General features: G+C 64.6%; 9 protein-coding genes. 7 read left to right on the forward strand and 2 right to left on the reverse strand.

The window, feature by feature from the left end; all coding sequences use genetic code 11:
* The first annotated feature begins 14 nt into the window (after window positions 1-14).
* The 7 genes from AC1RZR_RS28785 to AC1RZR_RS28815 all read left to right on the forward strand — a co-directional run bounded on the left by AC1RZR_RS28785 (window position 15) and on the right by AC1RZR_RS28815 (window position 12,425).
* Window positions 15-290 carry a sarcosine oxidase subunit delta gene (locus AC1RZR_RS28785; protein WP_481826723.1) on the forward strand — a complete coding sequence of 92 codons (276 nt, stop codon included), beginning with the start codon at window positions 15-17 and terminating at the stop codon, window positions 288-290.
* Window positions 290-3,271, forward strand: coding sequence for a sarcosine oxidase subunit alpha (locus tag AC1RZR_RS28790; protein WP_481826724.1), 2,982 nt, complete (start codon window positions 290-292; stop codon window positions 3,269-3,271). Before AC1RZR_RS28785 ends, AC1RZR_RS28790 begins: the two co-directional genes overlap by 1 nt.
* Window positions 3,264-3,893, forward strand: coding sequence for a sarcosine oxidase subunit gamma (locus AC1RZR_RS28795; RefSeq protein WP_481826725.1), 630 nt, complete (start codon window positions 3,264-3,266; stop codon window positions 3,891-3,893). The genes AC1RZR_RS28790 and AC1RZR_RS28795 overlap by 8 nt, the downstream gene beginning before the upstream one ends.
* 160 nt (window positions 3,894-4,053) lie before the next feature.
* Window positions 4,054-6,423 (forward strand): trimethylamine N-oxide demethylase, encoded by a 2,370-nt coding sequence (locus tag AC1RZR_RS28800; RefSeq protein ID WP_481826726.1) that lies wholly within the window; start codon window positions 4,054-4,056, stop codon window positions 6,421-6,423.
* 403 nt (window positions 6,424-6,826) lie between these two features.
* Window positions 6,827-8,536: a trimethylamine N-oxide permease gene (locus tag AC1RZR_RS28805; protein ID WP_477273771.1), complete on the forward strand. Its 1,710-nt coding sequence runs from the start codon at window positions 6,827-6,829 to the stop codon at window positions 8,534-8,536.
* 178 nt (window positions 8,537-8,714) lie between these two features.
* Window positions 8,715-10,817, forward strand: coding sequence for an oxidoreductase (locus AC1RZR_RS28810; protein WP_481826727.1), 2,103 nt, complete (start codon window positions 8,715-8,717; stop codon window positions 10,815-10,817).
* Between the two features lie 69 nt (window positions 10,818-10,886).
* A complete protein-coding gene (locus AC1RZR_RS28815; protein WP_477273767.1) occupies window positions 10,887-12,425 on the forward strand; it encodes a trimethylamine methyltransferase family protein in 1,539 nt (512 codons plus the stop codon).
* A gap of 1 nt (window position 12,426) precedes the next feature.
* Here the strand turns inward: AC1RZR_RS28815 and AC1RZR_RS28820 are convergent, their stop codons facing one another.
* The gene (locus tag AC1RZR_RS28820; RefSeq protein WP_477273765.1) at window positions 12,427-13,107 is read right to left on the reverse strand and encodes a TetR/AcrR family transcriptional regulator; all 681 of its coding nucleotides are present in this window, start codon (window positions 13,105-13,107) and stop codon (window positions 12,427-12,429) included.
* 44 nt (window positions 13,108-13,151) lie between these two features.
* Window positions 13,152-14,711, reverse strand: a complete 1,560-nt coding sequence (locus AC1RZR_RS28825; protein ID WP_481826728.1) for an ABC transporter substrate-binding protein — start codon at window positions 14,709-14,711, stop codon at window positions 13,152-13,154.
* Window position 14,712 lies beyond the last annotated feature (1 nt).

Genomic DNA, 14,712 nt, shown 5'->3' on the forward strand with positions numbered 1-14,712 from the left:
ACGGACAGGAAACCATGCGCATTGTCTGTCCCTTCTGCGGCGAACGCGAACTCGGCGAGTTCACCTATCTGGGCGATGCCAAGCCGGTGCGGCCAGCGGCCGGCGCTTCGGAGGACGACGTCTTCGACTATGTCTATCTGCGCGACAATGTCGCCGGCGAGACCGGCGAACACTGGTACCATAGCGGCGGCTGCCGGGCCTGGCTGAAGGTTGGCCGCAACACGCTGACACACGAGATTTCTTCGGTTGAGCCGGTGGCTGGCGCCGGTGCCGCGAAGGTTGGCGCGTGATGGCCGGCGCGCAGACAAACCGGCTGGATACAGGCGGCCTCATCGACCGCTCGGCGCCGCTGAATTTTCGCTTCGACGGCAAGACTTTCTCCGGGTTCCAGGGCGACACGCTGGCCTCCGCGCTGATTGCCAATGGCGTCAAGCTGGTTGGCCGCTCGTTCAAGTATCATCGCCCGCGCGGCATCCTGACCGCTGGATCGGAAGAGCCCAACGCGCTGGTCGAACTGCGCGCTGGCGCAAGACGCGAGCCGAACACCAAGGCGACGACGGCCGAACTCTATGAAGGGCTCGAGGCCGCCAGCCAGAACCGCTGGCCGTCGCTGCGCCACGATGTGATGTCGGTGAACCAGCTGTTCGCGCCGGTCTTCGTCGCCGGCTTTTACTACAAGACCTTTATGTGGCCGGCCAAGTTCTGGGAAGCGATCTACGAACCGGCGATCCGCCGCGCCGCCGGTCTTGGCCGCGCGGCAGGCATTGCCGATCCCGACCACTATGACAAGGCGTGGGCGCATTGCGACGTGCTGATCGCCGGCTCCGGCCCAGCCGGCCTGGCCGCGGCACTGGCTGCCGGACGCTCGGGTGCCCGTGTCATCCTGTGCGAGGAGGATTTTTCGCTCGGTGGCCGCCTGCAGTCTGACGGAGGCACGATCGATGGCCTGCCGGCAGCGGAATGGCTTTCGCGGACGCTGGGCGAACTGGCGGCAATGCCCGATGTCCGCATCATGACCCGCACGACGCTGTTCGGCGTCTATGACGGCGGCACCTATGGCGCGATAGAGCGGGTCAACGACCATCTGCCCTCGCCGCCGGAGCACCAGGTGCGCCAGCGGCTGTGGCGGATCGTGGCCAGGCGCTGCGTGGTGGCGGCCGGCGCCATCGAGCGGCCGATCGTCTTTGCCGGCAACGACACGCCCGGCGTGATGATGGCTTCCGCCATGCGCACCTATGTCGCGCGCTACGCTGCGACACCGGCGAAACGCATCGCGCTTTTCACCAACAATGAGGATGGCTGGCGCACGGTCGAGACCGCACTCGGTGCCGGATTGCAGATAGCGGCGGTCATCGACGCGAGGCCTGACGTATCACCCGCCCATCGTTCGCTGGCGTCCAAGGGTGGCTTCCCGGTGCTGCACGGCTCCGTCAGCGGCGTCGATGGCGGCAAGGATGGTGTCAGGAAAATCGCGGTCTCACTCACGGGCGGCGCACGCGCCGAAGTTGAGGCCGACGGGCTTGCCGTTTCCGGCGGCTGGAACCCGGCCGTCGGACTGACCTCCTATCATCGCGGCCGGCCGAAATGGCTCGATAGCATCGCCGCCTTCGTGCCGGATGGCGCGCCGCCCGGCATGGTCGCCGCCGGTGCCGCCAATGGCGCGTTCGGGCTCGGCGCCTGCCTGGCCGAAGGCTTCGCCGCCGGCAGCGCAGCGGCGCACGACGCAGGGCACAACGGCAAGGTCGGCACGGCGCCTGTCGCCGACAGCGAGGCCTTCTCGCTCACACCGCTCTGGCATGTCGCCGGCAAGGGCAAGGCCTTTGTCGATTACCAGCACGACGTCACCGCGTCCGACATCGAACTGGCGCAACGCGAAGGCTTTGAATCGGTCGAGCATCTGAAGCGCTACACGACGCTCGGCATGGCCACCGACCAGGGCAAGACCTCCAATGTCGCCGGCCTCGCCATCATGGCTGCGGTCAGCGGCCGATCCATTCCGGAGACCGGTACGACGATCTACCGCCCGCCCTATGTACCGGTCGCCATCGGCGCCTTCGCCGGCCATCATCGCGATGAGACGTTCCACGCGACTCGGCTGACGCCGTCGCATCACTGGGCCGCCGAACAGGGTGCTGTTTTCGTCGACACAGGGCTGTGGAAGCGGGCGCAATGGTATCCGCGCGCCGGCGAGAAGGACTGGCTGGAATCGGTGACCCGCGAGGTCAAGACGGTGCGCGGCGGCGTCGGCTTCTGCGATGTCTCGACGCTCGGCAAGATCGACGTGCACGGCCCGGATGCCGGCGCCTTCCTCGACCGCGTCTACATCAACACCTTCTCCAATCTCGCCGTCGGCAAGGCCCGCTATGGGCTGATGCTGCGCGAGGACGGCATCGTCTATGACGACGGCACCACGTCGCGACTGGCCGAGGATCATTATTTCCTGACCACCACGACGGCCAAGGCCGGGCTGGTGATGCAGCATCTCGAATTCTGCCGGCAGGTGCTGTTCCCGGAACTCGACGTGCAGCTGACTTCGGTCTCCGACCAGTGGGCGCAATTCTCGATCGCCGGGCCGAAGACCCGTGACCTGCTCAAGGAGATCGTCGATCCGGCGGAGGACCTGTCCAATGAAGGCTTTCCGTTCATGGGCGCACGCGAAGTTGGGCTGCGCGGCGGCATCAAGGCGCGGCTGTTCCGCATCTCGTTTTCCGGCGAAATGGCATTCGAGATTTCCGTGCCGGCCCGCTTTGGCGATGCCATGGCACAAAATCTGATGCTGGCCGGCGCGCCATTCGGCGTCACGCCTTACGGCACCGAGGCGCTCGGTGTCATGCGCGTCGAAAAGGGCCACGTCGCCGGGCCGGAACTGAACGGCACGACGACGGCCGCCGATCTTGGCCTCGGCAAGATGATGTCGACCAAGAAGGATTTTGTCGGCCGCGTCATGGCCGGACGCGAGGCGCTGGTCGCGCCCGATCGACAGGTCGTGGTCGGCATCAAGCCCGTTGACAAGGCACGCCGCCTGCGCTCCGGCGCGCACATCATCCCGAAGGGGCAGACGCCTGGCCCGGGCAATGACCAGGGCTACGTCACCTCGGTCTGCTTCTCGCCAACGCTTAACCAGTGGATCGGGCTCGGCCTGGTCGAGCGCGGCCGCGAACGGATCGGCGAGATCGTACATGCGCAAGACCCGCTGCGCGGCGAGGACTATGACGTCGAGCTCTGCAATCCCGTCTTCTACGATCCGGATGGAGGGCGCCAGCGTGGCTGAGTTTTCCTGGTCTCCCCGCAGTCCGCTCGAGCATGCGCTCGTCGACGGCGCGCATGGCGCACGCGATATCGAGGCCGGCGTCTCGTTGACCGAAATCCGCAATTTCGAGCTGATCCAGGTGATGGCGCGGCGCGGCAAAACGGCCGAACTGACTGAGGCGGCCAAGGCCCGCTTCGGCGTCCCTGCCCCGGCTGCACCGAAGGCGGCGCAGACCTCGGATGCCACGCTCATCTGGTCCGGGCCGGATCAGTTCTTCGTCCTGTCGAAGGGCGGCAAGCACACGATGGACACGCTGGCGCCGGCATTGTCCGGCCCCGCCTCGCTGTCGGACCAGTCGCATGCCCGCGCCCTGATCAGCATTGCCGGGGCCAAGGCCCGCACCATGCTGGCCAAGCTGTCGTCGATCGATCTGCACACAGGCGCATTCCCGGTTGGCGCAGCTGCCGCAACGTCGATGGATCATACCAGCGTCACGCTCTGGCGCTGCGGCGATCGGCCGGATGGGCAGGCCGTGTTCAACCTGCTGGTGTTTGCGACCTTTGCCGAAAGCCTGTGGCAGACGATGCTTGATGCCGCGGCTGAGTATGGAGTTGAGATCGCGCATTTGGAGGAATTGGCGTAACTTTCGCGCCGCCTTCCCTTCTCACCATGTGGGAGAAGGCAGAACCGCACACCACCTTCGCCTTGCCAAATCGAGCCTCGCTGCCTATTCTTCCTGCTAAAATAATTTCACGTACAGGCAAACTTGTTTCTCGAACCGATGTCTCGAATGCAAGGCTGAGATGAGCCAGTCGCCCTACCCCGCAATCGCCGCCGGACCGCCCCGGCCGAGCCTCATCCTGAGGCCTGGCCAGATCGCGCTGCCGCCAGGCATGGAGCGCTATACAATCCAGGGCAACGGCGCGGTGCTCATCGAAGTCGAGGCCGGCGACACGATCAGCGTGCGCAATGTCGAGGGCGGGCAAGCCTGCGAGGTGCTGGCCTGGGACAAGACCGGCGCGACCGATCCCGGCATTTTCGGCGAGACATCGAACAGCAATGCCGCCGGCATCAAGGCATTGCTGGCCGAGGGCGACGACAGTCTCGCATCCCTTCGGCGCGGGCTTGCGCGCCGGCAGGTGCAACTCGATCAGGCAAAAGCGCTGCGCGTGTTCGGCGGCACCACACCAGCCGACACCGAGCAGGGTTTCACCATCGCGCGCGACGGCGCGATGGTCATCGCCGCGCCCGGCGGGCCGATGTTGGTCGATGGCCACGACACGGCGACGCCGCTCAGCGTCATCGTCCGGCGCGCCACCGTCCGTCCTGCGGCGAGATCGCAACTGGCCGATCCGCTCGCCGATCCGGTGCTCGACCTGCGCGTCCACTCGGCGACGGCCGAATCCTATTTCGTCAAGGCCGGCGACTATCTGCAGATCATCGATGTCGACGGCCGCCAATGCACCGACTTCCAGTGCTTTTCGGCGCGCAAGCTGGACAAGCGCCGCGACCATCCGCTCGACGTGACGACGACCCGCACGCTGATGGGTGCGAGCTACCCGATGCCTGGCCTGCATTCGAAATACTACGACCAGGACATGGAGCCGCTGGTCGAGGTGGTGCAGGACACATGCGGCCGGCACGATGCCTTCGCGCTCGCTTGCGCCGCCAAATACTACGACGACATCGGCTATCCCGGCCACACCAACTGCTCGGAGAATTTCAATCGCGCGCTGTCCGACAAGGGCGTCACGCCACGCGCCGGCTGGATGGCGATCAACTTCTTCTTCAACACGGCGATCGACGCGCATGGCGTCATGGTGTCCGACGAGCCATGGTCGCGGCCGGGCGACTATGTGCTGCTGCGGGCGCTGACCGACATCGTCTGCGTTTCTTCCGCTTGCCCCGACGACACGACGCCGGCCAATGGCTGGAACCTGACCGACATCCATGTGCGGACCTATTCCGGCCAGCACAAATTCTCGCGAGCGATCGCCAGACGCATGACGCCTGATTCGGAACCGAAAATGACCCGCGAGACAGCCTTTCATTCGAGCTTTGCCAAGCACACCCGCAACTTCGTCGAATACCGGGGCTATTGGCTTGCCAATTCCTTCGCCAAGGAAGGGCCGATCGCCGAATACTGGGCCTGCCGGCAGGACGCAGTGATCATGGACCTGTCGCCGCTGCGCAAGTTCGAGGTCACCGGCCCGGATTCGGAGGCGTTGCTGCAATACACGCTGACCCGCGACGTCAAGAAACTCGGCGTCGGCCAGGTCGTCTATTCCGCCATGTGCTACGAGCATGGCGGCATGATCGACGACGGCACGCTGCTGCGGCTCGGCAAGGACAATTTCCGCTGGGTCGGGGGTGACGATCTGTCCGGCGAATGGCTGCGCGAGACCGCCAAGAAGCTTGGTCTCAACGTGCTGGTGCGGTCGTCGACCGACCAGATGCACAATGTCGCCGTGCAGGGCCCGAAGAGCCGCGACATCCTGAGGGAGGTCATCTGGACCTCGCCGCTGCAGCCGTCGATCGAGGAGCTGGAATGGTTCCGGTTCGCCGTCGCCCGCATCGGTGGCGGCAACGGCATCCCGGTCGTCGTCTCGCGCACCGGCTACACCGGCGAGCTCGGCTACGAGATCTGGTGCCATCCGCGCGACGCCGAAAAAGTCTTCGACGCCATCTGGGAAGCTGGCCAGCCGCATGGGCTGAAGCCGATGGGGCTGCAGGCGCTTGACATGGTGCGCATCGAGGCCGGGCTGATCTTCGCCGGCCATGAATTCTCCGACCACACCGACCCGTTCGAGGCCGGCATCGGCTTTACCGTGCCGTTGAAGAGCAAGACCGACGACTTCATCGGCCGCGAGGCGCTGATCCGGCGCAAGGAAAACCCGCAGACAAAACTGGTCGGTCTCGACATCGATGCCAATGTCGATGTCGGCCATGGCGATTGCGTGCATGTCGGCCGCGCCCAGATCGGCGTGGTCACCTCAGGCATGCGCTCGCCGGTGCTCGGCAAGACCATCGCGCTGGCGAGGCTCGACGTCACCCATGCCGCCATCGGCACCGAGGTCGAGATCGGCAAGCTCGACGGCCATGCCAAGCGGCTGCCGGCGCGGGTCGTCGCCTTTGCCCATTACGATCCGCAGAAGACCAGACCGCGCTCCTGACCGCGCGTATCTCACAAGACAGTGAGAGCCACGCCGGCAGTCTGAACGATGGCCGTGGCCAGGCATTTCGATCGACAAGTGCCGGCAGTTATGCTATTGATTCAGGCATGGTGCTGATTTGCGCCGCGACCCGCCTCAGGCGGGTTTTTCGTTTCAGGCCCCTGGTCCTTCTTTCGAACAATCCCGCCCCGAACAGTGCGAAGCTGACATGTTTCGCAAGCGTGATGTGCACGGTTTCACAAAACGCTTGACGTGAAAGCGCGCCGGATCAATGTTTACTGTTAAGAAAAAAATGCGACTGAGTGGAAACACCGGCAGTTGCTCAACGCATGCGTCGATGATGAAGCCTCGCGCAGTCGCGGCCGTCACGAACGGGGAACATCAAAATGGGGAAGCCAAACACATGACCACGATAACGACTGCCTTGGAGCAGCCTGCGGAGGGTAAGCTGCACCGGAATATCGACTGGCGCGGCGCCTTCTGGGTGGCGAGCGGCGTGCCTGCCCTCGTCCTGTTTTCGATCGGCGGCATTGCCGGCACGACCGGAACGCTGGCCTTCGCGATCTGGATCGCTTCCATGATCATGGGCTTCCTGCAATCCTTCACCTATGCCGAGATCGCCGGCCTGTTCCCGAACAAGTCGGGCGGTGCCTCGATCTATGGCGCCACAGCCTGGCTGCGTTATTCCAAGTTCATTGCGCCGCTCTCGGTGTGGTGCAACTGGTTCGCCTGGTCGCCGGTGCTGTCGCTCGGCTGCTCGATCGCCGCCGCCTATATCCTCAACGCGCTGGCGCCGGTGCCGCTGTTCACCGACGCCTCGCCCGATGTCGTCGCCTATATCGCGGCGCATGCAGGAACGAGCGCCGCCGATGCGATCACGGCAGTGACCGCGGCCGCCACGCCGGCGATCCGCAACTGGACGCTGTTCAGCCACACGCTGGGCCCGGTCTCCTTCACCCTCAACGCGACCTTCTTCATCGGCGCGGTGCTGATGCTGATCATCTTCTCGATCCAGCATCGCGGCATTCTGGGCACCGCCAATGTGCAGAAATACATCGGCCTGCTGGTCATCATCCCGATGCTGATCGTCGGCGTCGTGCCGATCGTCACCGGCCAGATCAACTGGGCGAATTTTTCGCCACTGGTGCCGCTGGCCGCCGCCTATGCGCCAGAGCCCGGCGCCTGGAACATCGCCGGCTGGACGCTGGTTCTTGGCGGCATGTTCATCGCCGCCTGGTCGACCTACGGTTTCGAGACCGCTGTCTGCTACACCTCCGAGTTCAAGAACCCCGGCACCGACACGTTCAAGGCCATCTTCTACTCCGGCCTGCTGTGCATGCTGCTGTTCATCCTGGTGCCGTTCACCTTCCAGGGCGTGCTCGGCCTGAACGGCATGCTGGCAACACCGATCGTCGACGGCTCCGGCGTCGCCGATGCGCTGGCCGGCATGGTCGGCGGCGGAGCGCTGATCCACAGCCTGCTGGTGATGCTGATGATCCTCGCACTGGTGCTGTGCATCATGACCGCGATGGCAGGCTCGTCGCGCACGCTCTACCAGGGTTCCGTCGACGGCTGGTTGCCGCGCTATCTCAGCCACGTCAACGAGCATGGCGCGCCGACCCGCGCCATGTGGACCGACCTCGTCTTCAACCTGATCGTGCTGGCCATCGCATCGGCCGACGCGACGAGCTTCTTCTTCATCCTCGCCGTGTCGAACTGCGGCTACATTATCTTCAACTTCCTCAACCTCAACGCCGGCTGGATCCATCGCATCGACAACGGCCATATCGCGCGGCCGTGGAGGGCGCCGAGCTGGCTGCTCGGCGTCGGCGCCATCTTCGCCTATGTCAACGCGATCTTCATGGGCGCCGGCGCCAAGGTGTGGAACCCGATGGCACTGTGGGCCGGACTGATCACCGCCGCTCTGATCATCCCGGTGTTCTGCTATCGCCACTACATCCAGGATGGTGGCAAGTTCCCCGACCATATGCTGGCCGACCTCGGCATGAGTTCGTCCGATCTGGCGGTCAAGAAGGCGGGAATGCTGCCCTACCTGACGCTGGTTGCCGGCGTGGTGGTGATGCTGCTCGCCAACTGGTATTTCGTCATCTGACCTCGCTGGACCGGGTGTCCAAGGATGCCCGGTCCACATCCTCCCATCGATCTCAGATCCATCCCTGCGAAAGCCGGGATGGATTTTTTGTTGTTTGCCCTCCCGCCCATTGCGCAGCAGCCGGCGTGCGAATATGCTTGTTGTACGATCGTTCAACAAGCATATTCGCGAAGCCCCGATGACCTGCAATCCCCGCTACGAAATCCTGTTCGAGCCGATGCGGATCGGGCCGGTCACCGCGCCGAACCGCTTCTATCAAGTGCCGCACGCAAGCGGCATGACCAACGCCTTGCCGCGGGTGCGCGCGGCCTTTCGCGAGGCGAAGGCCGAGGGCGGATGGGGGGTGATCTGCACCGGCGCCTGTTCGATCGACCCGAGCTCGGACGACACGCCGCTGCCTTTCGCCACCATGTGGGACGACAACGACATCCGCGCGCATGCGCTGATGACGGAGGCGGTGCATCGCCATGGCGCGCTTGCCGGCGTGGAGCTGTGGCACGGCGGTGCATCGGTGATGAACAGGACAAGCCGCCTGCCGCCGCTGTCGCCGTCGGGAATTCCCTGGATGGCCACCCATGTCGGCTTCATGGGCAATCTGCGGCCGAAGACCATGGACAGGGCCGACATACGCGAGGTGCTGAGATGCCAGGCAGAAGCTGCGCGCAAGGCGCGCACGGCGGGCTTCGACATCGTCTATGTCTATGCCGGCATGGGCTATCTCGGCTACGAGTTCCTGCTGCCGGAATACAACCATCGCGGCGACGAATACGGCGGACCGGTCGAGAACCGGGTGCGCTTCGTGCGCGAGATGATCGAAGTCACCAAGGATGCAGTCGGCAAGGACTGCGGCGTCGCCTTGCGGGTCAGCCTCGAGGAACTGCGCGGCCGGCCCGGCCGCAACCAGCCCTCCGAGGCGCACGAGCTGGTCGAACTGCTCGCCGACCTGCCGGACCTGTTCGACGTCAAGATGGATTCCAGTCCAACCGACTGTTCGGCGTCGCGTTTCAGCGGCGAAGGCAGCCACGAGCCGGTGATCGATTTCGTCAAGTCGCTGACGAAAAAGCCGGTGGTCGGCGTCGGCCGCTTCACCTCGCCCGACACCATGGTCTCGCAGATCCGGCGCGGCGTGCTGGACTTCATCGGCGGCGCGCGGCCTTCGATCGCCGACCCCTTCCTGCCGAACAAGATCCGTGAGGGCCGCGAGGCTGAAATCCGCGAATGCATCGGCTGCAACATCTGCATTTCGAGCTGGCATGACGGCGTGCCGGTACGTTGCACGCAGAATCCGACCGCCGGCGAGGAATGGCGGCGTGGCTGGCATCCCGAGCGTGTCGAGCGCACCGACGCGCCCGAACGGATCCTGATTGTCGGTGGCGGACCGGCCGGGCTGGAATGCGCGTTGACGCTCGGCCGGCGCGGCCATGAGGTGATGCTCGCCGACGGCAGCCGAACCTTCGGCGGGCGGCTGACCTTCGAGAAGACGCTGCCCGGACTGTCGGCCTGGAATCGCGTCGTCGACTACCGCCTCGGGCGCCTCAACGAGATGAGCAACGTCTCGCTCTATCCCGAGAGTGTTTTGGGCGCCGACGAGATCATCGAGCTGGCGCCGGACCGCGTTGTGCTGGCGACCGGCGCGCGCTGGACCAACATGCTCTATTCCTCGCTGGAGATTCCGGTCGGCCGGCTTGATCATCCCGATGTGCTGACACCGGACGACATCGCCGCCGGCCGGCTTCCGCAGGGACCGACCCTGGTCTTCGATTTCGACAATTACACCATGGGCGGCGTCCTCACCGAACATCTGGCAGCACACGGCATTCCCGTCAGCTATGTGACCCCGGCCGGCCAGGCGTCCGCCTGGACGATCATGACCAACGAGTTGCCGCTGGTGCATCGCGCCCTGGCGCGGCGCAAGGTGCCGGTGACGACATTGCATCTGCTGAAATCCTTCGACGGCGAGACGGCGACGCTGGCGCATCTGTTCACCGGCGAAGAGGTCCGCGTCGCCTGCCGCTCGGTGCTGATCGTCGGGCTCAGGCTGCCGCGCGGGGAACTCTTCGAGGCGCTGACGCAACGCGCGGACGCGCTTGCGGCGGCCGGCATCAAAAGTGTCGATCGTATCGGCGATGCGCTGGCGCCGGGCGCCATCGCCCATGCGGTCCACAGCGGCCACAAGCTTGCGCAGGAGATCGGCGCAAAAATCCGCTGGCAGCCCTACCGCCGCGACACGCCGATCGTCGATCAAGTAGCGGACTTCGACATGCGGACGGCAGCCGAATAGAGCAATTCCAGGAAAAGTGTGAAGCGGTTTTCCGTTCGGAATTGCGTCAAACAAGGAGTTCTAGAAACCATGGAGCGCATCACGGCACGTCGCAGACCCGGCCGCCCGCAGCGCGAGATCGGCGGCATCGAACAGCGGCCGTGGAAGCAGCTGACGCGGCCCTATGCGCCGATCGAAATCCTGTCGGCCGACCAGGTTCAGACGATCCACGAGATGGGCCTCACCATCCTCGAGGAGATCGGCATGCGTGTGCTGCAGCCGCAGGCACGCCAGTTCTATCGCGCCGCCGGCTGTGATGTCGACGAAGCCGAGATGCGGGTGCGCTTCGACCGTGCCATGGTCATGGAGCGCGTCGCCATGGCGCCGTCATCGTTCGAACTGCGGGCCCGCAATCCGGCGAAGAACGTCAAGGTCGGCGGGCGGCACTGTATCCTGTCGTCGGTCGGCGGACCGGCCTATGTCATGGACAATGATCGCGGACGCCGTCCCGGCACCTATGCCGAGATGTGCGACTACCTGAAGCTGATTCAGTCGTTCAACGTGCTGCATCAGGAAGGTGGCGGGCCGTTCGAGCCGCTCGACCTGCACCAGAACACCCGCCATCTCGACCTCTACTATGCCGAGATCACGTTGCTCGACAAGAACTGGCAGCCGCAGGCGCTTGGCCGCGGGCGCGCCATCGACGCGCTGGAGATGGTGGCGATATCGCTCGGCACGACGCGCGAAAACCTGGCGCAGGAGATGCCGGTGTTCACCGGCATCATCAACACCAACTCGCCGCTGCAACTCGACGAGCCGATGGCCGAAGGCCTGATCGCGCTGGCCGAGCATGGCCAGGTCAATGTCATCACGCCGTTCACGCTGGCCGGAGCGATGAGCCCGGTGACGCTGGCCGGTGCGCTGTCGCAGCAGCATGCCGAGGCACTGGCCGGCATCGTATTGACGCAGACCGTACGACCCGGCGTGCCGGTGATGTATGGCGGCTTCACTTCCAATGTCGACATGAAGACCGGCGCTCCGGCTTTCGGCACGCCCGAATACACACAGGCGGCGCAGATCACCGGCCAGCTGTGCCGGCTGATCGGCGTGCCGTTCCGCTCCAGCAATGTCACCGCCGCCAATTCGGTCGACGCGCAGGCCGCCTATGAGAGCGCGATGTCGCTGTGGGGCTGCCTGATGGGCGGCGCCAACCTGGTGCTGCATGCGGCCGGCTGGCTCGGCGGCGGGCTGACCGCATCGTTCGAGAAACTGGTCATCGATGCCGAGATGCTGCAGATGATGTGCGCCTATTTCGACCCGCCGGTGGTCGACATCGACACGCTGGCGCTGGAAGCGGTGCGCGAGGTCGGTCCGGCCGGGCATTTCTTCGGCGCCGCGCACACGATGCAGCGCTACGAGCGCGCCTTCTATTCGCCGCTGGTCTCCAACTGGGACAACTACGACACCTGGATGGAGCGCGGCCAGATCACGGCGCGCGAGCGCGCCAATGTCGTCTGGAAGCGCATGGTCGCCGAATATGAACAGCCGCCGATCGATCCCGGCATTGACGAGGCGTTGCGCGACTATATGGAGCGCCGCAAACGTGAGGGTGGTTCGCCGCTGAACTAGACTAGGAATCGCGCAGCGGCCCGACCTGCGCCTCGAGCATCTCGAATCCGGCGGCCTCCGCCGCCTGCGGTGTCACGACGCTTTCGTCGAGGCACCATTCGAGCCAGAGCCCGTCGACCAGCGCGATGAAATTGCGCGCCAGCGTCGGGGCGTCGACTTGCCTGCCGCGCGGGATGGCAACCGCAGCGATGTCCTCGGCGAGTTCCGCCCTATAGGCGTCGTAGAGTTCGCGATGCGCCGCCTTGAGGCGCGGGTTGACGGCAATCTCGCCCCACAGCGAAAGCCAGATCAGCAGATTGTCACGGCTGAAATAATCGGGCGAAAAATTGGAGTGCACCAAAGCGGCGAGCGCTGCCTGCGGCGACCAGTCGGACGTCTCGGCGCGGCGCCGCTTGGCTTCGGCGATCTGGTTGTTGACGCTGGCATAGAGCGAGGATTTGTAGACCTCGACCAGCAAGCCATCGAGGCCTTCGAAGTGATGGTTGATGAGGCCGCGCGAGACGCCGGCCTCCTTGCAGATGCGGTCGATGGTGAAGGCGCCGATGCCGCCGACAGACAGGCATCGCGTCGCCGCCTCGACCAGCATCGAGCGCCGCACATCCGCCTGTTCGCGGCTGAAGCGCGGCGGCGACTTCTTGGCGCCGCGCTTGCGTTTTTCAGGTGCTGGTTCTCTGTCCGTCATCGAGCCCAGCTAAACGATCACATCTTCTCTGTCCACGGAAGTGATCATGCCTTCTTGAACAGCACCGGATTGGGATGGCCGTCGGGATAGATGACCGGCTCGAAACCGTTCTTGTGAATGACGACCAGCGGCTGGTGGCAGATGAAGACGAAGCCGCCGGATTGCTCCATCAGGTCCTCCATGCGGTTGGACAATGCGATGCGCTTGGCCTCGTCGCTCTCCGCAACCAGCTGCTGATAGCCGGTCTCGAACTCAGGGCTGTCGAAGCCGGACCAGTTGTAGACGCCGATCTGGTCGGGACGGAACCAGACCAGGTTTTCGGAAGGGTCGACGCCGCCGGCAAAATCCATCAGTGCCAGATCGATGTTCTTGTAGCCGTCACCCTGCGTCTTGTCGCCGACGCCCCAGAACGCGGCTTCGTCGTAAGGCTGGATCTCGACCTTGATGCCGGCCTGTTCGAGGCTGGCCTGGATGATTTGCGCGGTCGCGGTGCGAATGGAATCGTTCATGACCGTCAAAGTCAGCGACAGGTTGCTGACGCCGGCCTCCGTGAGCAGGGCGGCGGACTTCTCATAGTCGGGTGCGGCGATCAGATTGCTGGCCCGCGCGAATTTGGTGCCAGGCTGGACGACGCCGGTGGAGCGCTTGGTGAGATCGTCATAGACGCCGGTCAGGATCTGGCCGACGTCAACGCCATACTGCACGGCCTGACGGACCTTCAGGTCCTTGAGCCGCGGGCTCAGCAGGTTGATGGTCAGCCAGACATAGCGGGTCGACTGCGCTTCGATCACCTTGGTGTTGGCGGGCGGGCTGGCCTTGACCGCCTTGGTCGCCGAAATGGCGATCTTGGTGTAGTCGAAGGCATCGGCCTCATAGGCAAGCTGTGCTGCCTGATCATCGGCGACGATGTAGATCTCGACCTTGCCTAAGTCCGGCTTTGGCCCCGGCCAGTCAGGATTGGCGGTCAGTGTCACCTTCTGCTTCTGCTGCCAGTCCGAGAAGAGGTAGGGGCCGCAGGTCGCCGGCGGTTCGGTGGTGAACTTGCCGCCTGCCTTTTCGGTGCCGGCGCGGCAGATGATGTGGCCGCCATAATAGGGCAGGCTGGTGACGAAGATCGGCTGGTACGGGTCCTTGAGATGGATGATGCCGGACCTGGCATCGACGACTTCGACGCGATCGAGCTTCTCGAACTGGTAGGCCCAGGGCGATGACAGCTTCGGATCGGCAATACGTTCATACGAGAATTTCACGTCTTCGGCGGTGACAGGGCCAAAACCGTTCGACCATTTCAATCCGTCGATCAGCGTGAAGGCAATGGTTTTCGGATCCTTCAGCTCAAGCTTCTCCGCACCCCAGGGCGACCAGGGCGAACCTTCCCTGAGATCGCCAAGCCGGTTCAGCGAAACATAGATGCCGCGCATCATGACATCCTCGATTCCGCCGATCATGAAGGCGGGGTCGAGGGTCTGGAGATCGCCCTCCATACGGATGCGCAACGTGTCGCCGGCGGCCGACCAGGCGAAACCCGGCTTCATCGCCAGGCCGGCGCCCAGCACACCGGCCGCTTTCAGGAATGCACGTCTGTCCATGTTCCATTGCGTCATG

This window comes from Mesorhizobium bavaricum, assembly GCF_056781655.1.